The sequence below is a fragment of the Pseudomonas sp. UBA3153 genome, assembly GCF_002364635.1.
In the GTDB taxonomy this organism is placed as follows: domain Bacteria; phylum Pseudomonadota; class Gammaproteobacteria; order Pseudomonadales; family Pseudomonadaceae; genus Pseudomonas_O; species Pseudomonas_O kuykendallii.
The window spans coordinates 117669-139139 of the sequence record NZ_DEYR01000003.1; the positions used below are offsets into that span (position 1 = coordinate 117669).

General features: G+C 65.0%; 18 protein-coding genes. All 18 read left to right on the forward strand.

All coding sequences use genetic code 11. The features are described from left to right. Positions 1–88 precede the first annotated feature (88 nt). The 18 genes from pyrH (at position 89) to kdsA (ending at position 21456) form a co-directional block, all read left to right on the forward strand. A complete protein-coding gene (pyrH, locus tag B2X67_RS01590; protein ID WP_090226637.1) occupies positions 89–832 on the forward strand; it encodes a UMP kinase in 744 nt (247 codons plus the stop codon). Beyond that, complete coding sequence (gene frr / locus B2X67_RS01595) at positions 829–1386, forward strand: ribosome recycling factor (protein WP_090226640.1); 558 nt, start codon at positions 829–831, stop codon at positions 1384–1386. The genes pyrH and frr overlap by 4 nt, the downstream gene beginning before the upstream one ends. A 20-nt stretch (positions 1387–1406) precedes the next feature. After that, positions 1407–2174 carry a polyprenyl diphosphate synthase gene (gene uppS, locus B2X67_RS01600; RefSeq protein WP_282344179.1) on the forward strand — a complete coding sequence of 256 codons (768 nt, stop codon included), beginning with the start codon at positions 1407–1409 and terminating at the stop codon, positions 2172–2174. Next, positions 2168–2983 (forward strand): phosphatidate cytidylyltransferase, encoded by an 816-nt coding sequence (locus B2X67_RS01605; RefSeq protein WP_282344178.1) that lies wholly within the window; start codon positions 2168–2170, stop codon positions 2981–2983. Before uppS ends, B2X67_RS01605 begins: the two co-directional genes overlap by 7 nt. After that, entirely contained in the window at positions 2980–4170 is a 1191-nt protein-coding gene (gene ispC, locus B2X67_RS01610; protein ID WP_286784396.1) for a 1-deoxy-D-xylulose-5-phosphate reductoisomerase, read from the forward strand. The genes B2X67_RS01605 and ispC overlap by 4 nt, the downstream gene beginning before the upstream one ends. Before the next feature lie 54 nt (positions 4171–4224). Continuing rightward, positions 4225–5577, forward strand: coding sequence for an RIP metalloprotease RseP (rseP, locus tag B2X67_RS01615; protein ID WP_286784397.1), 1353 nt, complete (start codon positions 4225–4227; stop codon positions 5575–5577). Positions 5578–5650: 73 nt separating this feature from the next. Beyond that, the gene (gene bamA / locus B2X67_RS01620) at positions 5651–8062 is read left to right on the forward strand and encodes an outer membrane protein assembly factor BamA (protein WP_282339799.1); all 2412 of its coding nucleotides are present in this window, start codon (positions 5651–5653) and stop codon (positions 8060–8062) included. Between the two features lie 38 nt (positions 8063–8100). Further along, entirely contained in the window at positions 8101–8604 is a 504-nt protein-coding gene (locus B2X67_RS01625; protein WP_090226651.1) for an OmpH family outer membrane protein, read from the forward strand. A gap of 1 nt (position 8605) precedes the next feature. Continuing rightward, positions 8606–9664 (forward strand): UDP-3-O-(3-hydroxymyristoyl)glucosamine N-acyltransferase, encoded by a 1059-nt coding sequence (gene lpxD / locus B2X67_RS01630; protein WP_286784398.1) that lies wholly within the window; start codon positions 8606–8608, stop codon positions 9662–9664. Positions 9665–9711: 47 nt separating this feature from the next. Continuing rightward, on the forward strand, positions 9712–10152 hold the full coding sequence (gene fabZ / locus B2X67_RS01635; protein WP_090226657.1) for a 3-hydroxyacyl-ACP dehydratase FabZ: 441 nt from the start codon (positions 9712–9714) through the stop codon (positions 10150–10152). Then, positions 10149–10925: an acyl-ACP--UDP-N-acetylglucosamine O-acyltransferase gene (gene lpxA, locus B2X67_RS01640; RefSeq protein ID WP_273231753.1), complete on the forward strand. Its 777-nt coding sequence runs from the start codon at positions 10149–10151 to the stop codon at positions 10923–10925. The genes fabZ and lpxA overlap by 4 nt, the downstream gene beginning before the upstream one ends. A gap of 4 nt (positions 10926–10929) precedes the next feature. Then, positions 10930–12063, forward strand: a complete 1134-nt coding sequence (gene lpxB / locus B2X67_RS01645; protein WP_286784399.1) for a lipid-A-disaccharide synthase — start codon at positions 10930–10932, stop codon at positions 12061–12063. Next, positions 12063–12698, forward strand: coding sequence for a ribonuclease HII (gene rnhB, locus B2X67_RS01650; RefSeq protein ID WP_286784400.1), 636 nt, complete (start codon positions 12063–12065; stop codon positions 12696–12698). The genes lpxB and rnhB overlap by 1 nt, the downstream gene beginning before the upstream one ends. Before the next feature lie 125 nt (positions 12699–12823). Continuing rightward, on the forward strand, positions 12824–16354 hold the full coding sequence (gene dnaE / locus B2X67_RS01655; protein WP_286784401.1) for a DNA polymerase III subunit alpha: 3531 nt from the start codon (positions 12824–12826) through the stop codon (positions 16352–16354). 117 nt (positions 16355–16471) lie between these two features. Continuing rightward, the gene (locus B2X67_RS01660; protein WP_273231763.1) at positions 16472–17422 is read left to right on the forward strand and encodes an acetyl-CoA carboxylase carboxyltransferase subunit alpha; all 951 of its coding nucleotides are present in this window, start codon (positions 16472–16474) and stop codon (positions 17420–17422) included. A 92-nt stretch (positions 17423–17514) separates the two neighbouring features. Further along, entirely contained in the window at positions 17515–18828 is a 1314-nt protein-coding gene (tilS, locus tag B2X67_RS01665) for a tRNA lysidine(34) synthetase TilS (RefSeq protein WP_282339789.1), read from the forward strand. 154 nt (positions 18829–18982) lie between these two features. Next, a complete protein-coding gene (locus B2X67_RS01670; protein WP_282339787.1) occupies positions 18983–20614 on the forward strand; it encodes a CTP synthase in 1632 nt (543 codons plus the stop codon). Continuing rightward, the gene (gene kdsA / locus B2X67_RS01675) at positions 20611–21456 is read left to right on the forward strand and encodes a 3-deoxy-8-phosphooctulonate synthase (protein ID WP_282339785.1); all 846 of its coding nucleotides are present in this window, start codon (positions 20611–20613) and stop codon (positions 21454–21456) included. The genes B2X67_RS01670 and kdsA overlap by 4 nt, the downstream gene beginning before the upstream one ends. Positions 21457–21471 lie beyond the last annotated feature (15 nt).

The window sequence follows — 21471 nt, forward strand, 5'->3', positions numbered from 1 at the left end:
CTGCAACTCGTGAGCGAGGCGCTGTCCAAGCGCAATACGCAGGCCCCCGAGGGGCCGAAAACCTCAACGCCGCAGGAGAGAAACGCAAATGGCTCAGCAGGTGAGTGGTCGTCAACCTCGCTATAAACGGATTCTGCTCAAGTTAAGCGGCGAAGCCCTGATGGGTTCGGAAGACTTCGGCATCGACCCGAAAGTACTCGACCGCATGGCGCTGGAAGTCGGTCAACTGGTCGGCATCGGCGTTCAGGTCGGCCTGGTTATCGGCGGGGGCAACCTGTTCCGCGGGGCGGCACTGTCCGCTGCCGGCATGGATCGGGTCACCGGCGACCACATGGGCATGCTGGCCACCGTGATGAATTCCCTGGCGATGCGCGACGCCCTCGAGCGCTCGAACATCCCCGCGCTGGTCATGTCGGCCATCTCCATGGTCGGTGTCACCGACCACTATGACCGCCGCAAGGCCATGCGTCACCTGAAGTCCGGTGAAGTGGTGATCTTCTCCGCCGGCACCGGTAACCCGTTCTTCACCACCGACTCTGCCGCCTGCCTGCGCGCCATCGAAATCGATGCCGATGTGGTGCTCAAGGCCACCAAGGTCGATGGCGTCTACACCGCCGATCCGTTCAAGGACCCGCATGCGGAGAAGTTCGACCGGCTGACTTATGATGCCGTGCTCGACCGCAAGCTCGCCGTGATGGACCTGACCGCGATCTGCCTGTGCCGCGACCACAACATGCCGCTGCGTGTCTTCAACATGAACAAGCCCGGCGCTCTGCTGAACATCGTCGTAGGCGGCGCCGAAGGTACCCTGATCGAGGAGTCGAACGAATGATCAACGAGATCAAGAAAGACGCGCAGGAGCGCATGCAGAAAACCCTGGAATCGCTGGATCACGCGTTCGCCAAGATCCGTACCGGTCGCGCCCATCCCGACATCCTCGGTGGCGTCCGCGTGCCGGCCTACGGTGACCTGGTGCCGTTGAACCAGGTCGCCAGCGTTTCCGTCGAAGACTCCCGCACCCTCAAGCTGAGCGTGTTCGACAAGAACATGATCGCCGCGGTGGAAAAGGCCATCCTGACTTCCGACCTGGGCCTGAACCCGTCCAACGCCGGTACCGTGATTCGCGTGCCGATGCCCGCGTTGACCGAGGAAACCCGCAAGGGCTACACCAAGCAGGCGCGTGCCGAGGCGGAGAACGCCCGGGTCGCCGTGCGCAACATCCGTCGCGACGCGCTGGCGCAGCTCAAGGACCTGTCGAAGGAAAAGGAAATCAGCGAAGACGACGAACGTCGTGCCGCCGATGAAGTGCAGAAGCTCACCGACAAGTTCGTCGCCCTGGTGGACAAGGCGCTGGAAGCGAAAGAAACCGATCTGATGGCCGTGTGAGGTCAGCCGGGGCCGCGCTCATGGAGAAGACCAAGCAAGTCGGGCAGGGCGCCGTGGTACCGCGTCATGTCGCGATCATCATGGACGGCAACAACCGTTGGGCGAAGCGCCGCCTGTTGCCGGGCGTCGCCGGGCACAAGGCCGGTGTCGACGCCGTGCGCGCGGTGATCGAGGTCTGCGCCGACGAAGGTGTGGAAGTGCTGACGTTGTTCGCCTTTTCCAGCGAGAACTGGCAACGCCCTGCCGAAGAGGTGGGCGCGCTGATGGAGCTTTTCCTCGGTGCGCTGCGTCGCGAGGCCAGGCGACTCAACGACAACGGCATCCGCCTGAAGATCATCGGCGACCGCTCGCGCTTCCATCCTGAACTGCAGGCGTCGATGCGCGAAGTCGAAGCGCTCACCGAGCGGCACACGCGCTTCGTCCTGCAGGTCGCGGCCAACTACGGCGGCCAGTGGGACATCGTCCAGGCCACCCAGCGCCTGGCGCGCGAGGTGCAGGGCGGTCGTCTGCTCCCCGAGGACATCTCCGCGGCCATGTTGCAGGGCCACCTGGCGACCGGTGACATGCCGTTGCCGGACCTGTGCATCCGCACCGGCGGCGAGCACCGCATCAGCAACTTCCTGCTCTGGCAACTGGCCTATGCCGAGCTGTACTTCTCCGACCTGTTCTGGCCCGACTTCAAACACGAGGCCATGCGCAATGCGCTGGCCGATTTCGCCACCCGCCAGCGCCGCTTCGGCAAGACCAGCGAGCAGGTCATGGCGGCCGAGGTACCGGCTCAATGCTGAAACAACGGATCATCACCGCGCTGATTCTGCTGCCCATCGCCCTCTGTGGGTTCTTCCTCCTCGAAGCGGGAGCCTTCGCACTGTTCATCGGTGTGGTGGTCTGCCTTGGAGCCTGGGAGTGGGCGCGTCTGATCGGGCTGGTCGCGCAGTCACAGCGCGTGGGCTACGCCGTCGTGGTGGCGGTGCTGCTCTCCGCGCTCTATCTGCTGCCGGCGTTGGCGGGTGTGCTGCTGGTGCTGGCGATGCTCTGGTGGGCGGCCGCGGTGTTGCTGGTGATCGGCTATCCGAACAGCGCACGCTTCTGGAGCGGATTGCCGGCGCGTCTGCTCATCGGCCTGCTCATTCTGCTGCCGGCCTGGCAGGGCCTGATGCTGCTCAAGCAGTTGCCGCTGGGCAACTGGCTGATTCTCGCGGTGATGGTGCTGGTCTGGGGCGCCGACATCGGTGCCTATTTTGCGGGCCGGCGTTTCGGCCGGCACAAGCTCGCGCCGCGCGTGAGTCCCGGGAAAAGCTGGGAAGGCTTCTTCGGCGGTCTGCTCGCCAGCCTGCTGATCACGCTCATCGTCGGCCTGTTCCGTGGCTGGGGCGCGACCACGCTGCTGCCGGCGCTGGCTGGCGCAGCGGTGGTCGTGGCGATCTCCGTGGTGGGTGACCTCACCGAAAGCATGTTCAAGCGCCAGTCCGGCCTCAAGGACAGCAGCAACCTGCTGCCCGGTCATGGCGGCGTGCTCGACCGCATCGACAGCCTGACCGCCGCTCTGCCAACCTTCGCCGTGTTGCTCTGGGTCGCCGGCTGGGCCACGCCGTGAGCCAGGCGCAGCGCATTACCGTACTCGGCGCCACTGGTTCCATCGGCCTCAGCACCCTCGACGTCATCGCCCGGCATCCCGAGCGTTATCAGGTCTTCGCGCTGACTGCATTCAGTCGTCTTGACGAGCTGGAAGCGCTTTGCCTGCGCCATCGACCCCGCTTCGCCGTGGTGCCGACGGACGTCGCGGCGCGGCGTTTGCAGGAGCGTCTGCTGACGGCCGGCCTGGATATTCGCGTGCTCGCCGGCAAGCCGGGGCTTTGCGAGGTGGCCAAGCATCCCGACGTCGACACGCTGATGGCGGCCATCGTCGGCGCGGCCGGCCTGGAACCGACGCTGGCCGCGGTGGAAGCGGGCAAGCGGGTGCTGCTGGCGAACAAGGAAGCACTGGTCATGTCCGGCGCGCTGTTCATGCAGGCCGTGCGCCGCAGCGGCTCGGTGCTGCTGCCGATCGACAGTGAGCACAACGCGATCTTCCAGTGCCTGCCCGGCAACTATGCCAAGGGGCTGGCGCCGGTCGGCGTGCGGCGCATTCTGCTGACCGCCTCCGGCGGACCGTTCCGCGAAACGCCGCTGGAGGCGCTGTCGGACGTCAGCCCCGAGCAGGCCTGCAGCCATCCGAACTGGTCGATGGGGCGGAAGATTTCCGTAGATTCGGCGAGCATGATGAACAAGGGGCTGGAGCTGATCGAAGCCTGCTGGCTGTTCGACGCGCTTCCGGCGCAGGTCGAGGTCGTGATCCATCCGCAGAGCGTCATCCACTCGCTGGTCGATTATGTCGACGGTTCGGTGCTCGCCCAACTGGGCAATCCCGACATGCGTACACCCATCGCCCACGCCCTGGCCTGGCCGGAGCGGATCGACTCCGGAGTATCGCCGCTCGATCTCTTCGCCATCGGCCGCCTCGACTTCCAGCGTCCCGACGAGGAACGTTTCCCCTGTCTGCGACTGGCCCGCCAGTGCGCCGAAGCGGGCGGTACCGCGCCCGCCATGCTGAACGCCGCGAACGAAGTGGCGGTCGCGGCCTTTCTCGAACGGCGCGTTCGCTTCAACGAAATCGCGGGTATGATCGAGGCCGTGCTGGATGCCGAGCCGGTGGTCGCTGCGGATAGCCTCGATACGGTTCTCGCCGCCGACGACGCTGCGCGGGGCCTGGCTCAGCAGTGGTTGCAACGCCACGGGCGGTAGCCGATATCCCGAACCTGGCGCAGCGGTCGACCGCAGGCGCCCCGGAGCAAGTCGATGAATGCGCTGTATATGATCCTCGGTACGCTGGTCGCCCTTGGCGTGCTGGTGACCTTCCATGAGTTCGGCCATTTCTGGGTGGCCCGGCGCTGCGGCGTCAAGGTGCTGCGCTTCTCGGTGGGCTTCGGCACGCCGTTGCTGCGCTGGCACGACCGCCATGGGACCGAGTTCGTGGTCGCCGCGATTCCTCTCGGCGGCTACGTCAAGATGCTCGATGAGCGCGAGGGCGAAGTGCCCGCCGAACTGCTCGACGAGTCCTTCAACCGCAAGCCGGTTCGTCAGCGCATCGCCATCGTCGCCGCCGGCCCGATCGCCAACTTCCTTCTCGCGCTGCTGTTCTTCTGGGTGCTGGCCATGCTCGGCTCGCAGCAGGTGCGTCCGGTCATCGGGCATGTCGAGGAAGGCAGCCTGGCGGCGAAGGCCGGGCTGGCTGCCGGGCAGGAGATCGTCGCCATCGACGGCGACCCGGTGGTGGGTTGGTCGCAGGTCAACCTGCAACTGGTGCGTCGCCTCGGTGAGAGTGGCGTCCTGGATATCGTCACCCGCGTCGATGACGGCAGTGCCGAGCAGATGCATCAGTTGGCCCTCGCCCGTTGGCTGAAAGGCGCCGACGAGCCGGACCCGCTGGGGTCGCTTGGGATTCGTCCTTGGCGCCCGGCGTTGCCGCCGCTGCTGGCGCAGTTCGATCCGGAAGGTCCTGCCCAGGCGGCCGGGTTGAAGGCGGGTGATCGCCTGCTTGCGCTGAATGACGAACCCATCGACGACTGGCAGCAGGTCGTGGACAAGGTGCGCGCGCATCCGGGCGAGGCGGTCAGCTTCGCCATCGAGCGCGACGGTCAGCGCCTTGACGTGCCGGTTACCCTGGGCGCGCGCGGCGAAGGCGAGGCACGCAGCGGCTATCTTGGCGCGGGCGTGAAGGGCGGCGAATGGCCGGCGGACATGCTTCGCGAAGTCAGCTACGGCCCGCTCGATGCGGTAGGCCAGGGGCTCCAGCGAACCTGGACGATGAGCGTCCTAACCCTCGACTCGCTAAAGAAAATGCTCTTCGGCGAACTCTCGGTAAAAAACTTGAGCGGGCCGATAACCATTGCTAAAGTGGCCGGCGCTTCGGCCCAGTCGGGTGTTGGGGACTTCCTGAATTTCCTCGCCTACCTGAGCATAAGCTTGGGGGTTCTCAATCTTTTGCCGATCCCTGTCCTCGATGGTGGACACCTGCTTTTCTATCTGATCGAGTGGACGCGCGGGCGTCCCTTGTCCGAGCGGGTCCAGGGCTGGGGAGTGCAGATCGGTATCAGCTTGGTCGTCGGCGTTATGCTGCTCGCCTTGATCAACGACATTGGTCGCCTGTGACGCGTCGCTGAATTTTCGAATCTGCCGCTGATTGCGGCAGATTCATTATTACCAGTTGGAAAACAAGGACTTCATGAAACGCCTGCTCCTAACTGCGGTGCTTGCCGCACTCATGATTGCCGAGGTTCACGCCGAGTCCTTCACCATCTCCGATATCCGCGTCAACGGCCTGCAGCGGGTCTCCGCCGGCAGCGTCTTTGGTGCCTTGCCGCTGAACGTCGGCGATCCGGTCGATGACCGTCGTCTGGTGGAGGCCACACGAGCCCTGTTCAAAACCGGTTTCTTTCAGGATATCCAGCTCGGCCGTGACGGCGAGGTGCTGGTAATCAACGTGGTCGAGCGCCCCTCGATTTCCGGTATCGAGATCGAAGGCAACAAAGCGATCTCCACCGACGATCTGATGAAGGGGCTGAATCAGTCCGGCCTCTCCGAGGGCGAGATTTTCCAGCGTGCCACGCTCGAAGGTGTGCGCAACGAACTGCAGCGCCAGTACGTTGCCCAGGGCCGCTACTCGGCCGAGATCAAGACCGAGGTGATTCCCCAGCCGCGCAACCGCGTGTCGCTGAAGATCGACATCAACGAAGGCACGGTCGCCGCGATCCAGCACATCAACGTGGTCGGCAACACGGTGTTCTCCGACGAGGACCTGTCCGACCTGTTCGAACTGAAGACCAGCAACTGGCTGTCGTTCTTCAAGAACGACGACAAGTACGCCCGCGAAAAACTCTCCGGTGACCTCGAGCGCCTGCGTTCCTATTACCTGGACCGCGGCTACATCAACATGGATATCTCTTCCACCCAGGTGTCCATCACGCCGGACAAGAAACACGTCTACATCACCGTCAACGTCGACGAAGGCCAGAAGTACAGCATCCGCGAGGTGAAACTCTCCGGTGACCTCAAGGTGCCCGAGGAGGACGTCAAGTCGCTGCTGCTGGTCAAGCCGGGCCAGGTGTTCTCGCGCAAGATCATGACCACCACGTCCGAGCTGATCACCCGCCGGCTGGGTAACGAGGGCTACACCTTCGCCAACGTCAACGGCGTGCCGCAGGCGCATGATGAGGACCACACCGTCTCGATCACCTTCGCCGTCGATCCGGGCAAGCGCGCCTACGTCAACCGCATCAACTTCCGTGGCAACACCAAGACCGAAGACGAAGTGTTGCGTCGTGAAATGCGCCAGATGGAAGGCGGCTGGGCTTCGACCTACCTGATCGACCAGTCGAAGACACGTCTCGATCGTCTGGGCTTCTTCAAGGAGGTCAACGTCGAAACCCCGCAGGTTCCGGGTGTCGACGACCAGATCGACGTCAACTATTCCGTGGAAGAGCAGCCGTCTGGCTCGATCACCGCCAGCGTCGGTTTTGCGCAGAACGCCGGCCTGATCCTCGGTGGTTCGATCAGCCAGAACAACTTCCTCGGTACCGGTAACAAGGTCAGCATCGGCTTGACCCGCAGCGAGTACCAGACCCGCTACAACTTCGGCTTCGTCGATCCCTACTGGACCGCCGATGGCGTGAGCCTGGGCTACAACGCCTTCTACCGCACCACCGACTACGACGAGCTCGACGTCGACGTGTCGAGCTACTCGGTCGACAGCCTGGGCGCCGGCGTGAACATCGGATACCCGATCAGCGAGACTTCGCGCCTGACCTACGGCCTGACCGTGCAGCAGGACAGCCTGGATACCGGCCGCTACACCGTCGACGAGATCCTTTCGTTCCTCGAGAACGAGGGTGACAACTTCCTCAACGTCAAGGGTTCCATCGGCTGGTCCGAGTCGACCCTCAACCGCGGCACCCTAGCGACTCGTGGCCACTCGCAGAGCCTGACCTTCGAGACGACCCTGCCGGGCAGCGACCTGTCGTTCTACAAGATCGACTACCGCGCCCAATGGTTCAAGCCGATCACCACCAACTACACCATGCGCCTGCATACCGAGCTGGGCTATGGCGATGGCTACGGTTCCACCTCGGGCCTGCCGTTCTACGAGAACTACTACGCGGGTGGTTTCAACTCCGTACGCGGTTTCGAGGACAGCACCCTGGGCCCGCGCAGCACGCCCAGCGTTGCGCGTAATGCCGACGGCTCCATACGCACTGACGGTACGCCCGGTCCCGATGGCCGCTATACCGACGACGACAGTCCGGAAGCGTATGGTGGTAACGTCCTGATCCAGGGCGGTGCGGAGATTCTCTTCCCGCTGCCGTTCGTCAAGGACCAGCGTTCGCTGCGCACCGCATTGTTCTGGGACGTCGGTAACGTGTTCCTGACCAAGTGCCCCACCAAGACTGCATCCACGCAGTACATGAACACGCAGGGCTGTGGCGATATCGACTTCGGCAATCTGGCCAGCTCCGTGGGTGTGGGCCTGACCTGGATCACCGCCATGGGTCCGCTGAGCTTCAGCCTGGCGATGCCGGTGAAGAAACCGGATGATGCTGACATGCAGGTCTTCCAGTTCTCGCTGGGTCAGACGTTCTAACTTTTACTTGTTAACCGTAGTGTTACCTGGAGTGCATCGTGCGTAAGTTGACTCAACTGGTTCTGATCTTCGCCGCTTTCATGGCGACCCCGGCCTTCGCCGAAATGAAAATCGCGGTTCTGAACTACCAGATGGCGCTACTCGAATCCGACGCAGCCAAGAAGTACGCCGTGGATGCCGAGAAGAAATTCGGCCCGCAGCTGACCAAGCTGAAGACCCTGGAAACGGACGCCAAGAACATCCAGGACAAACTGGTCAAGGGTGGCGACAAGGTACAGACCGCCGAGCGCGAGCGCATGGAGCTCGAGTTCAAGCAAAAGGCCCGTGACTTCCAGTTCCAGTCCAAGGAGCTGAACGAAGCCAAGGCCGTTGCCGACCGCGAGATGCTCAAGCAGCTCAAGCCCAAGCTGGACCAGGCCGTCGAAGAAGTGATCAAGAAAGGCGCGTTCGACCTGGTGTTCGAGCGTGGTGCGGTCATCGATGTCAAACCTCAGTACGACATCACCCGCCAGGTCATCGAGCGCATGAACCAGCTGCGCTGAAATGACGGCCAACCTCTACACGCTCGGCAAGCTGGCTGAGCGTCTGGGAGCCACCTTGCATGGCTCCGCAGACAAACCGGTCGCAGGGCTGGCCTCCTTACAGGATGCCGGCCCTGATCAGTTGAGCTTCCTGGCCAATCCGCAGTACCGCAAACACCTGTCGATCACCCGTGCCGCGGCGGTGCTACTCAAGCCCGCCGATGCCGAAGGTTTCTCCGGCGATGCGCTGCTGGTGGCCGATCCGTACCTGGCGTACGCGCAACTCTCGCACCTGTTCGACCGCAAGCCGCAGGCACCTGCCGGCGTGCATCCGACCGCCGTGGTCGCCGCCGATGCCGTGGTGGAAGCCGGGGCCACGGTGGGCGCCTACGCCGTGATCGAGAGCGGCGCGCGTATCGCCGCGGGAACTAGCATTGGCGCGCACTGCTTCATCGGGGCGCGCAGCGTGGTCGGTGCGGGTGGCTGGCTGGCTCCGCGCGTCACGCTCTATCACGACGTGCGCATCGGCGAGCGGGTGGTCATCCAGTCGGGCGCGGTGATCGGTGGCGAGGGCTTCGGCTTCGCCAACCAGAAGGGCGTCTGGCAGAAGATCGCGCAGATTGGCGGCGTGAGCATCGGTGACGACGTGGAGATCGGGGCCAACACCACGATCGACCGCGGCGCTCTGGCGGACACTCTGATCGGCAATGGCGTGAAGCTGGACAACCAGATCATGGTTGCGCACAACGTGCAGATCGGCGATCACACCGCGATGGCCGGTTGCGTCGGAATTTCCGGCAGCACCAAGATCGGCAGCCACTGCATGATCGCCGGTGGCGTCGGCATGGTCGGCCACATCGAGGTTTGCGATAACGTTTTCGTCACCGGAATGACCATGGTCACCCGCTCCATCACCGAGCCGGGCGCATACTCGTCGGGCACGGCGATGCAGCCGGCTGGCGAGTGGAAGAAGAGCGCAGCGCGGATTCGTCAGCTCGACGACATGGCGCGCCGCCTACAGCAACTGGAAAAGCGCCTGGCGTCCGTGACCCCAGGCGGGGAAGCTCCATCAGAAGCCTGATCGATTCGCTTCTGCGCATCCCCCACCTCATACAGGCTCCCCCGGAAATGATGGACATCAACGAGATTCGCGAATACCTGCCGCACCGCTACCCGTTCCTGCTTGTGGACCGGGTTGTCGACCTGGATGTTGAAGGCAAGCGCATTCGCGCCTACAAGAATGTCAGCATCAACGAGCCGTTCTTCAACGGGCACTTCCCGCAGCACCCGATCATGCCCGGCGTGCTGATCATCGAGGCGATGGCCCAGGCCGCCGGTATCCTTGGCTTCAAGATGCTCGACGTGAAGCCGGCCGACGGTACGCTCTATTACTTCGTAGGGTCGGACAAGCTGCGTTTCCGTCAGCCCGTGCTGCCGGGTGACCAGTTGATCCTCGAGGCGCGCTTTCTCAGCGTCAAACGCAGCATCTGGAAGTTCGAGTGCCAGGCCAGCGTCGATGACAAGGCGGTCTGCTCGGCCGAAATCATCTGTGCGGAACGCAAGTTATGAGTTTGATTGACCCTCGCGCGATCATCGACCCGACGGCAAGGCTGGCAGACGACGTTCAAGTCGGCCCCTGGTCCATCGTCGGCGCCGATGTGGAAATTGGCGAGGGAAGCGTGATCGGCCCGCATGTGATCCTTAAAGGGCCGACACGGATTGGCAAGCACAACCGCATCTACCAGTTCTCCTCGATCGGCGAAGACACGCCCGATCTGAAGTACAAGGGCGAGGCGACGCGCCTGGTGATCGGCGATCACAACGTGATCCGCGAGGGCGTCACCATCCACCGCGGCACCGTGCAGGATCGCTCCGAGACGACGATCGGCGACCACAACCTGATCATGGCCTATGCCCACATCGGCCATGACAGCGTGATCGCCAACCACTGCATCCTGGTCAACAACACCGCGCTGGCCGGGCACGTGCACATGGACGACTGGGCGATCCTCTCCGGCTACACCCTGGTCCATCAGTTCTGCCACATCGGCGCGCACAGTTTTTCCGGCATGGGCACGGCGATCGGCAAGGACGTCCCGGCATTCGTCACCGTGTTCGGCAATCCCGCTGAAGCCCGCAGCATGAACTTCGAGGGTATGCGCCGCCGCGGCTTTTCCGCCGAGGCCATCCAGGCGCTGCGCCGCGCCTACAAGGTGGTCTACCGCCAGGGGCTCACCGTGGACCAGGCGCTCGCCGAGCTGGCCGAATCCGCCGCGCAGTTTCCCGAAGTCGCGATCTTCCGCGATTCGGTGATGACGTCCACCCGCGGTATCACCCGCTGATCCCATGAGCAGGCCATTGCGCATCGCCCTGATCGCCGGCGAAGCGTCCGGGGACATTCTCGGCGCCGGTTTGATGCAGGCGCTCAAGGCTCGGCACCCGCAGGTCGAATTCATCGGTATCGGCGGGTCGCGGATGATCGCCGAAGGGCTGAATTCCTATTTCCCCATGGAGCGCCTGGCGGTGATGGGCCTGGTCGAAGTGCTGGGGCGCCTGGCCGAGCTGCTGGCGCGTCGTCGACGCCTGGTCGCCACGCTGATCGAGCAGCGCCCGGATGTGGTGATCGGCATCGATGCGCCGGACTTCAACCTCGGTCTGGAGTTCAAGCTGCGTCGTGCCGGGATTCGTACCGTGCACTACGTCAGCCCGTCGGTGTGGGCCTGGCGGCAGAAGCGGGTGTTCAAGATCCGTGATGCCTGCGACCTGATGCTCACGCTGTTCCCCTTCGAGGCGCGTTTCTACACCGAACACCATGTTCCGGTGCATTTCGTCGGTCATCCGTTGGCCGATGCGATTCCTCTCGAAGTCGACCGCGCCGCGGCGCGGCTGGCGCTAGGGCTTCCCCTCGAAACGCCGGTCATTGCTTTGCTGCCGGGCAGCCGCGGCGGTGAAGTCGGGCGGCTTGGCGGGCTGTTCCTCGACACCGCAGAGCGCCTGCTGGCCAGCCGTCCCGACCTGCGGTTCGTGCTGCCCTGCGCCAGCCCCGAACGGCGCGCGCAGCTCGAGCAGATGCTGGTCGGGCGCGATCTGCCGCTGAGCCTGCTCGACGGTCAGTCCCACGAGGCGCTCGGCGCCTGCGACGCGGTGCTGATCGCCTCGGGCACCGCGACCCTCGAGGCGCTGCTGTGCAAGCGGCCGATGGTGGTGGCTTACAAGGTCGCGCCGCTGACCTATCGAATTCTTAGCCGCCTGGTCAGGAGTCCCTACGTGTCGCTGCCCAACCTGCTCGCCGGTCGCCTGTTGGTGCCCGAGTTGCTGCAGGACGCGGCGACGCCCGAAGCGCTGGCCGCCGAGCTCCTGCCGTTGCTGGACGGCGGCGAGGCGCAAACCGAGAGCTTCGATGCCATTCACCGCACGCTGCGCCGCGATGCCTCGGCCGAGGCGGCGAGTGCGGTGTTGCAACTGGTGGAGCGCAGCTGATGCAGATGGGCCTGGATTTCAGCCTGGTGGAAGAGCTGGTCGCCGGTGTCGACGAGGTCGGCCGCGGCCCGCTGTGTGGCGCGGTGGTCACCGCCGCGGTGATCCTCGATCCGGCGCGGCCGATCCTCGGTCTGAACGACTCGAAGAAACTCAGCGAGGCCCGTCGCGAGCGGCTCTTCGACGAGATCCGCGAGAAGGCGCTGGCCTGGTGCATCGGCCGCGCCGAGGTGGAGGAGATCGATTCCCTGAACATTCTCCACGCCACCATGCTGGCCATGCAGCGCGCGGTCGAAGGCCTCGACATCAGACCGAAGCTGGCGCTGATCGACGGCAATCGCTGCCCGAAGCTCGGTGTGCCCAGCGCCGCCGTGGTTCAGGGCGACTCCAAGGTGCCGGCGATCGCCGCCGCTTCGATCCTCGCCAAGGTCAGCCGAGACCGCGAAATGGGCGTGCTTGAGCAGCAGTACCCCGGATATGGCTTCGCCGCGCACAAGGGCTACGCCACCGCCGAACACCTGGAAGCGCTGCGTCGGCTGGGGCCGACGCCGATCCACCGGCGCTCCTTCGCGCCGGTTCGCGAAGCCTGGCTGGCCATCGAGGCGCAGACCAGCGAGCAGGTTCCCTCGTTCTTCTGAGCGCGCTCCGCGCCGTCCCGCCGGTTCGTCGCCCGCACCCCTGATGCCCTGCCGGGCGCCTCCCCGCACCGGGCAAAACCGTTACAATCCCACCCCTGTTTTTTGCCCCGCTGAAGGTTTCCGCCATGCCCGCTTCGTTCGTCCACCTGCGCCTGCATACCGAGTTTTCCCTGGTGGATGGGCTGGTTCGGGTCAAGCCGCTGGTCAAGGCGGTGGCGGGTAAGGGCATGCCGGCGGTGGCGGTCACCGACCAGAACAACATGTGTTCGCTGGTGAAGTTCTACAAGGCGGCGATGGGCGCCGGCATCAAGCCGATCTGTGGCGCGGACATCTGGATGGCCAGCCGTCACGAGGACGGCCCGCTGACCCGGCTGACGCTGCTGGCGATGAACCCAAAGGGTTACCGGAATCTCACCGAGCTGGTCTCGCGCGGCTGGACCGATGGCCAGAGCAACGACATGGTGATCATCCAGCGCGACTGGGTGAAGGAAGCCGCCGAAGGGCTGATCGCGCTGTCCGGCTCCAAGGAAGGCGAGATCGGCCTGGCGCTGCTCTCCGGCGACGAGCGCGAAGCGGATGCGCTGCTCGCCGAATGGCAGGCGGTGTTTCCCGAGCGTTTCTATCTGGAGATCCAGCGCACCAGTCGGGTCAACGACGAGGAGCACCTGCACGCCGCCGTGGCCCTCGCAGAGCGCGGCGGTGCCTCGCTGGTGGCGACCAACGACGTGCGCTTCATCAAGCAGGAAGACTTCGAGGCCCACGAAACCCGCGTGTGCATCGGAGAAGGCCGTGGCCTCGATGATCCGCGCCGGCAGCGCAACTATTCGGACCAGCAGTACCTGAAGAGCCCGGAAGAAATGGCCGAGCTGTTCAGCGACCTGCCCGAGGCGCTGGAAAACACCGTCGAGATCGCCAAGCGCTGCAACATTGAGGTGCAGCTGGGCAAGTATTTCCTGCCCAACTTCCCTGTGCCGGACGGCATGACCATGGACGAGTACTTCCGCAAGGTCTCCTTCGACGGCCTCGACGAGCGCCTGGAAGTGCTGCTGCCCAGGGACACCCCGGACTACGACGCGAAGAAGCAGATCTACATCGACCGGCTGAATTTCGAGCTGGATATCATCATTCAGATGGGCTTCCCCGGTTACTTCCTGATCGTCATGGACTTCATCCAGTGGGCCAAGCGCAACGGCGTGCCGGTGGGGCCGGGGCGTGGATCGGGTGCCGGTTCGCTGGTCGCCTACGTGCAGAAAATCACCGATCTCGATCCGCTGGCCTACGACCTGCTGTTCGAGCGCTTCCTCAACCCCGAGCGGGTCTCCATGCCCGACTTCGACGTCGACTTCTGCATGGACGGTCGCGACCGGGTGATCGACTACGTCGCCGAGAAATACGGGCGCAACGCAGTGAGCCAGATCATCACCTTCGGCACCATGGCGGCCAAGGCGGTGGTACGCGACGTGGCGCGGGTGCAGGGCAAGTCCTACGGCCTGGCCGACCGCCTGTCGAAGATGATTCCCTTCGAGGTCGGCATGACCCTGGAGAAGGCCTACGAGATGGAGGAGCCGCTGCGCGACTTCCTCAAGGTCGACGAAGAGGCGGCGGAAATCTGGGAGATGTCGCTCAAGCTCGAGGGCATCTGCCGCGGCACCGGCAAGCACGCCGGTGGCGTGGTCATCGCGCCGACGAAGCTCACCGACTTCTCGCCGATCGCCTGCGACGAGGAGGGTGGCGGCCTGGTGACCCAGTTCGACAAGGACGACGTCGAGCAGGCCGGCCTGGTCAAGTTCGACTTCCTCGGCCTGCGCACCCTGACCATCATCAAGTGGGCGCTGGAGACCATTCATCGCGAGCAGCGGCGCAAGGGCGTGTCTGAGCAGGATCTGGTCAACATCGACTTCATCCCGCTCGACGACAAGGCCACCTACGCGATGCTGCAGAAGGCCGAGACCACGGCCGTGTTCCAGCTCGAATCGCGCGGCATGAAGGAGCTGATCAAGAAGCTCAAGCCAGACTGCCTGGAAGACATGATCGCCCTGGTGGCGCTGTTCCGCCCCGGCCCGCTGCAGTCGGGCATGGTGGACGATTTCATCAACCGCAAGCACGGTCGCGAGCCGCTCTCCTACCCACACCCGGATTACCAGTACGCGGGCCTGGAACCCGTGCTCAAGCCCACCTACGGCATCATCCTGTATCAGGAACAGGTGATGCAGATCGCCCAGGTGATGGCCGGCTACACGCTCGGCGGTGCCGACATGCTGCGCCGCGCGATGGGCAAGAAGAAGCCCGAGGAAATGGCCAAGCAGCGCGGCGGCTTCATCGAAGGCTGCGCGCGCAACAACATCGACGCCAACCTCGCCGGCAACATCTTCGACCTGGTGGAAAAGTTCGCCGGCTACGGCTTCAACAAATCCCACTCGGCCGCCTACGGGCTGGTCTCCTACCAGACCGCCTGGCTCAAGGCACATCACCCGTCGCCGTTCATGGCCGCCGTGCTCTCGGCGGACATGCACAACACGGAGAAGGTCGTGACCCTGATCGAAGAGTGCCGCAGCATGAAGCTGCGCATTCTCGCGCCGGACGTGAACAACTCCGAGTTCAAGTTCACCGTGGATGACGACGGCCGCATCGTATATGGCCTGGGCGCCATCAAGGGCGTCGGCGAAGGTCCGGTGGAAGCGATTTCCGAATGCCGTAGCGAAGGCGGGCCGTTCACCGACCTGTTCGACTTCTGCGCCCGCGTCGACCTCAAACGCATCAACAAGCGCACCCTCGAGGCGCTGATTCGGGGCGGTGCGCTGGACCGCCTCGGGCCGTACTTCTTCGAGGAGCCCAAGGCCTACCAGGCCAACATCGACCGGAACCGCGCGGTGTTGCTGGCGGCGATGGAGGAGGCGGTGCAGGCCGCCGAGCAGACCGCGCGCAGCCACGACAGCGGGCACATGGACCTGTTCGGCGGGCTGTTCTCCGAGCCGGAGGCAGATGTCTACGCCAACCACCGCAACGCCCGGGAGCTGTCGCTCAAGGAGCGTCTGCGCGGCGAGAAGGAGACCCTCGGGCTCTATCTCACCGGCCACCCGATCGATGAATACGAAGGCGAGGTGCGGCGTTTCGCCCGCCAGCGCATCGTCGAGCTGAAGCCGGCGCGCGACACACAGACCGTCGCCGGGCTGATCGTCGCGTTGCGCGTGATGAAGAACAAGAAGGGCGACAAGATGGGCTTCATCACCCTCGACGACCGCTCCGGCCGCATCGAGGCCTCGCTGTTCGCCGAAGCCTTCAACACCGCCAGCGCGCTGCTGCAGACCGATGCGCTGGTGGTGGTCGAGGGCGAAGTCAGCAACGACGACTTCTCCGGCGGCCTGCGCCTGCGCGCCAAACGCGTGATGAGCCTCGAGGAGGCGCGGACCGGGCTGGCGGACAGCCTGCGGGTCAAGGTCGCCGCCGACGCGCTCAAGGGCGATCGCCTGCGCTGGCTGGCCGACCTGTGCGGACGCCACCGCGGCTCCTGCCCGATCACCATGGACTACACCGGCAGCGAGGCGCGCGCCCTGTTGCAGTTCGGCGAAAGCTGGCGAATCGAGCCGGCGGACAACTTGATCCAGGCATTGCGTGACCAGTTCGGGCGCGACAACGTCTTCCTGCACTACCGTTGACCGCAGGAGTCCAACTCCTGCGCCCAACTCGACCCGGAGCGCCCGATCCCGTAAGGTAGGGCGCCAAAAACGGAACAGCTTCTCGGCCGCCTGGCCGTCGACGCATGACGGATGCCTATGAACCCGAACTTTCTCGATTTCGAACAGCCGATCGCCGACTTGCAAGCCAAGATCGAAGAGCTGCGCCTGGTCGGTAACGACAATTCGCTGAACATCGGCGACGAAATTGCCCGCCTGCAGGACAAGAGCGAATCGCTCACCGAAAGCATCTTCGGCAACCTCAGCAGCTGGCAGATCGCCCAACTCGCCCGCCATCCGAAGCGTCCTTACACGCTCGACTACATCGAACACGTGTTCAGCGAGTTCGACGAGCTGCACGGCGACCGCCACTTCTCAGACGATGCCGCCATCGTCGGCGGCGTAGCCCGCCTGAACGACGCTCCGGTAATGGTCATCGGCCACCAGAAGGGCCGCGAAGTGCGAGAGAAGGTCCGCCGCAATTTCGGCATGCCGCGCCCCGAGGGCTACCGCAAGGCTTGCCGCCTGATGGAAATGGCCGAGCGCTTCAAGATGCCGATCCTGACCTTCATCGACACGCCCGGCGCCTACCCCGGGATCGATGCCGAAGAGCGCAACCAGAGCGAAGCCATCGCCTGGAATCTGCGCGTGATGGCGCGGCTGAAGACGCCGATCATCGCCACGGTCATCGGCGAGGGCGGTTCCGGCGGCGCGCTGGCCATCGGCGTCTGCGACCAGTTGAACATGCTGCAGTACTCGACCTACGCGGTGATCTCCCCGGAAGGCTGCGCCTCGATCCTCTGGAAGACCGCCGAGAAGGCCCCCGACGCCGCCGAGGCCATGGGCATCACCGCCGAGCGCCTGAAAGGCCTTGGCATCGTCGACAAGGTGATCGGCGAGCCGCTGGGCGGCGCGCACCGCAATCCGGCCGCCATGGGCGCCAACCTGCGTGACACGCTGAGCGAGCAACTGGCGTTTCTCAAGGACATGGACCAGGACGCACTGCTCGAGCGCCGTTACGCGCGCCTGATGAGCTACGGCGTCGCCTGACGCCCGTCCCCGGCGAGGCGTCCGCTGAAGCGGGTGCGCCGCCGGGCAGGTCTTTCGCCCTCCCGGGCCGGCTCCCCTTCGAGGCCGCCAGCATGAACCTCGAAACCCATCTTCTCGCCGCCCTCGCGCCTTGGCGCTCCGCCACGGCGTGGCGGGTGGCATTCTCCGGCGGGCTCGATTCCAGCGTTCTCCTGCACCTGCTCGCCCGGCTCGCCGAGCGCGAGGCGTTGCCGGCGCTTTCCGCCCTCCATGTCCACCACGGCCTGCAGACGGCGGCCGACGCCTGGCCCGCGCACTGTCAGGCGTTCTGCTCGGCGCTCGGTGTCGCGCTGCGGGTCAGCCGGGTGCAGGTCGACTCCCGCGCCAGCCTCGAGCGCGCCGCCCGCGAGGCGCGCTACCGGGCGTTCGCCGAGGGCCTGGGCGAGGGCGAAGTCCTGCTGGTGGCGCAGCATCGCGACGACCAGGCGGAAACCCTGCTGCTGCGTTTGCTGCGCGGCGCCGGCGTGCGCGGTCTGGCGGCGATGCCGGTCAGCCGGGCGCTCGGTCGCGGGCAGCTGGTGCGTCCGCTGCTGGAGGTTCCGCGTCGCGAGCTGGAGGCCTACGCCCGGCAGCACGGGCTGAGCTGGATAGAAGACCCGAGCAACGCCGACCGCCGCTTCGCGCGCAATCACCTGCGCCATGCGGTCTTTCCGCAATTCGACGGGCATTGGCCGCAGGCGGTGCATAACCTGGCGCGCAGCGCCGTGCACCTGCGCGAGGCCCAGGGCCTGCTAGACGAGCGGGCCATCGAAGACCTCGAGGCCGCAACAAGCCCCGCGCCTTTCGCCTGGCTGACGCTGCCCTCGCTGGCGTTGCCGCCCCTGCTGGCACTGTCGTCGGCGCGTCAGCGCAACGCGTTGCGTCACTGGCTGGCGCCGCTGACGCCGATGCCGGACAGCGATCACTGGGCCGGCTGGGACGATCTCTGCGGCGCGGCGGTGGATGCAGCGCCGGTCTGGCGCCTGGGCGGCGGCGAGCTGCATCGCGCCGCGGGGCGGATCTGGTGGCTGTCCGGCATATGGTTGCGCACACCCGCCGAGCCGCCGGCGTGGAGCGATCCTTCGACGCCGCTGCAACTGCCCGGGAACGGCTGCCTCGAATGGCGCGCAACAGCGACGTGCGGCTCGCTGCGGGTGCGTTATCGCCAGGGTGGCGAGCGCCTGGACCTGCCCGGACGAGGGCATCGCGATCTCAAGCGGCTGCTCAGCGAAATGGCGCTGCCGGCGTTCGTGCGCGGGCGTTTGCCTCTGCTCTATCGCGGCGACGAACTGCTCGCGGTGGCGAACCTGCCGGCTCTCGCACCGCGCGCTTCGCAGGGCGGCGAGCTGATCTGGACGCTACCGACGAGCGACCAAGGTTTGAGCTGATAGGGGCTTTCCGGTAGACTACGCTCCCGTCTTATACAGCTTCTGTGCGTCTCCCTCGGAGTTCGCAGAAGTTGGCCATTGCCGCCTCGTGCGCAATCGCTCTTCGCTCCCCTTCGGCGGTCTACCGCCTGAACGCAGACTTCTAGGATCTTTCATGACGCGCTACATCTTCGTCACGGGTGGTGTTGTTTCTTCATTGGGGAAAGGCATCGCTTCGGCTTCATTGGCGGCCATCCTGGAGGCGCGGGGCCTGAAGGTCACCATGCTCAAGCTGGACCCCTACATAAACGTCGATCCGGGCACCATGAGCCCGTTCCAGCACGGTGAGGTGTTCGTCACCCACGACGGCGCCGAGACCGACCTCGATCTGGGCCACTACGAGCGGTTCATCCGCACCACGATGACCCAGAACAACAACTTCACCACCGGCCGCGTCTACGAGGACGTGCTGCGTCGCGAGCGGCGCGGCGACTACCTCGGCGCGACCATCCAGGTGATTCCGCACATCACCGACGAGATCAAGCGGCGCATCATCAAGGGAGCCGGCGATGCCGACGTGGCGATGGTAGAGATCGGCGGAACGGTGGGCGACATCGAATCGCAGCCGTTCCTCGAGGCTATCCGCCAGTTGCGCGTCGAGGTCGGCGCCAAGCGCGCGATGCTGATGCACCTGACCCTGGTGCCCTACATCGCCACCGCCGGCGAGACCAAGACCAAGCCCACCCAGCACTCGGTGAAGGAGCTGCGCTCCATCGGCCTGCAGCCGGACGTGCTGATCTGCCGCTCCGACCATCCGGTGGACGTGTCGTCGCGGCGCAAGATCGCGCTGTTCACCAACGTCGAAGAGCGCGCGGTGATCGGTCTGGAAGACGTGGACACCATCTACAAGATTCCGGCGGTGCTGCACGCCCAGGGCCTGGACGACTTCGTCGTCGAGCGTTTCGGCCTGCAGTGCGGCCCGGCCGACCTGTCCGAGTGGGACCGCGTCGTCGACGCCAAGCTGCACCCGGAAAACGAAGTGACCATCGCCATGGTCGGCAAGTACATGGAGCTGCTGGACGCCTACAAGTCGCTGATCGAGGCGCTGAGCCACGCCGGTATCCAGAGCCGCACCAAGGTCAATCTGCGCTACATCGATTCCGAAGACATCGAGAACCAGGGCACCGGCCTGCTCGAAGGTGTCGATGCCATCCTGGTTCCGGGCGGCTTCGGCCTGCGCGGCGTGGAAGGCAAGATCGCCACCGTCAAATACGCCCGCGAGAACAAGATTCCCTACCTCGGCATCTGCCTGGGCATGCAGGTCGCGGTGATCGAGTTCGCCCGTGACGTGCTGGGCTGGAGCGACGCCAACTCCACCGAGTTCGACAAGGCCTCGGGACATCCGGTGGTCGGCCTGATCACCGAATGGGAGGACGCGGCCGGCAGCGTCGAGGTTCGCAGCGAAGCCTCCGACCTCGGCGGCACCATGCGTCTGGGCGCCCAGGAGTGCCAGCTCGAGAGCGGCTCGCTGGTCCACGATTGCTACGGCAAGGACGTGATCGTCGAGCGTCATCGCCATCGCTACGAAGTGAACAACAACCTGCTGCCGCAACTGATCGAGGCCGGCCTGAAGATCACCGGCCGCTCCGGCGACGGCGCGCTGGTGGAAGTGGTCGAGGCGCCGGATCACCCGTGGTTCGTCGCCTGCCAGTTCCACCCCGAGTTCACCTCCACTCCGCGTGACGGCCACCCGCTGTTCAGCGGCTTCGTGAATGCCGCGCTGGCGCAGAAGGCCCGTAAAGCATGAGCCAGAAGATCATCCGCGTCGGCGACATCGAGATCGCCAACGACAAGCCGTTCGTGCTGTTCGGCGGCATCAACGTGCTCGAATCCCGCGACCTGGCGATGAAGACCTGCGAGGAATACGTGCGGGTCACCGAGAAGCTCGGCATTCCCTACGTGTTCAAGGCCAGCTTCGACAAGGCCAACCGCTCCTCCGTCACCTCGTTCCGCGGCCCCGGTCTGGACGAGGGCATGAAGATCTTCGAGGACGTGAAGAAGGCCTTCGGCGTACCGGTGATCACCGACGTTCACGAGCCGTATCAGGCGCAGCCGGTGGCGGACGTATGCGACATCATCCAGCTGCCGGCCTTCCTCTCGCGGCAGACCGATCTGGTGGTGGCGATGGCCAAGACCGGCGCGGTGATCAACATCAAGAAGGCCCAGTTCCTCGCCCCGCAGGAAATGAAGCACATCCTAGCCAAGTGCGAAGAGGCCGGTAACGACCAGTTGATCCTCTGCGAGCGCGGTTCCAGCTTCGGCTACAACAACCTGGTCGTCGACATGCTCGGCTTCGGCATCATGAAGTCCTTCGAGTACCCGGTGTTCTTCGACGTCACCCACGCCCTGCAGATGCCGGGCGGCCGCGCCGATTCGGCGGGCGGGCGTCGCGCGCAGGTCACCGACCTGGCCAAGGCCGGTCTCAGCCAGGGCCTCGCCGGATTGTTCCTCGAAGCGCATCCGGACCCGGACCACGCCAAGTGCGACGGTCCCTGCGCCCTGCGCCTGGACAAGCTCGAGCCGTTCCTCACCCAGCTCAAGCAGCTGGATGACCTGATCAAGCGCTTCGCCCCCATCGAAACGGCCTGAATTTTCCGTGCGCGC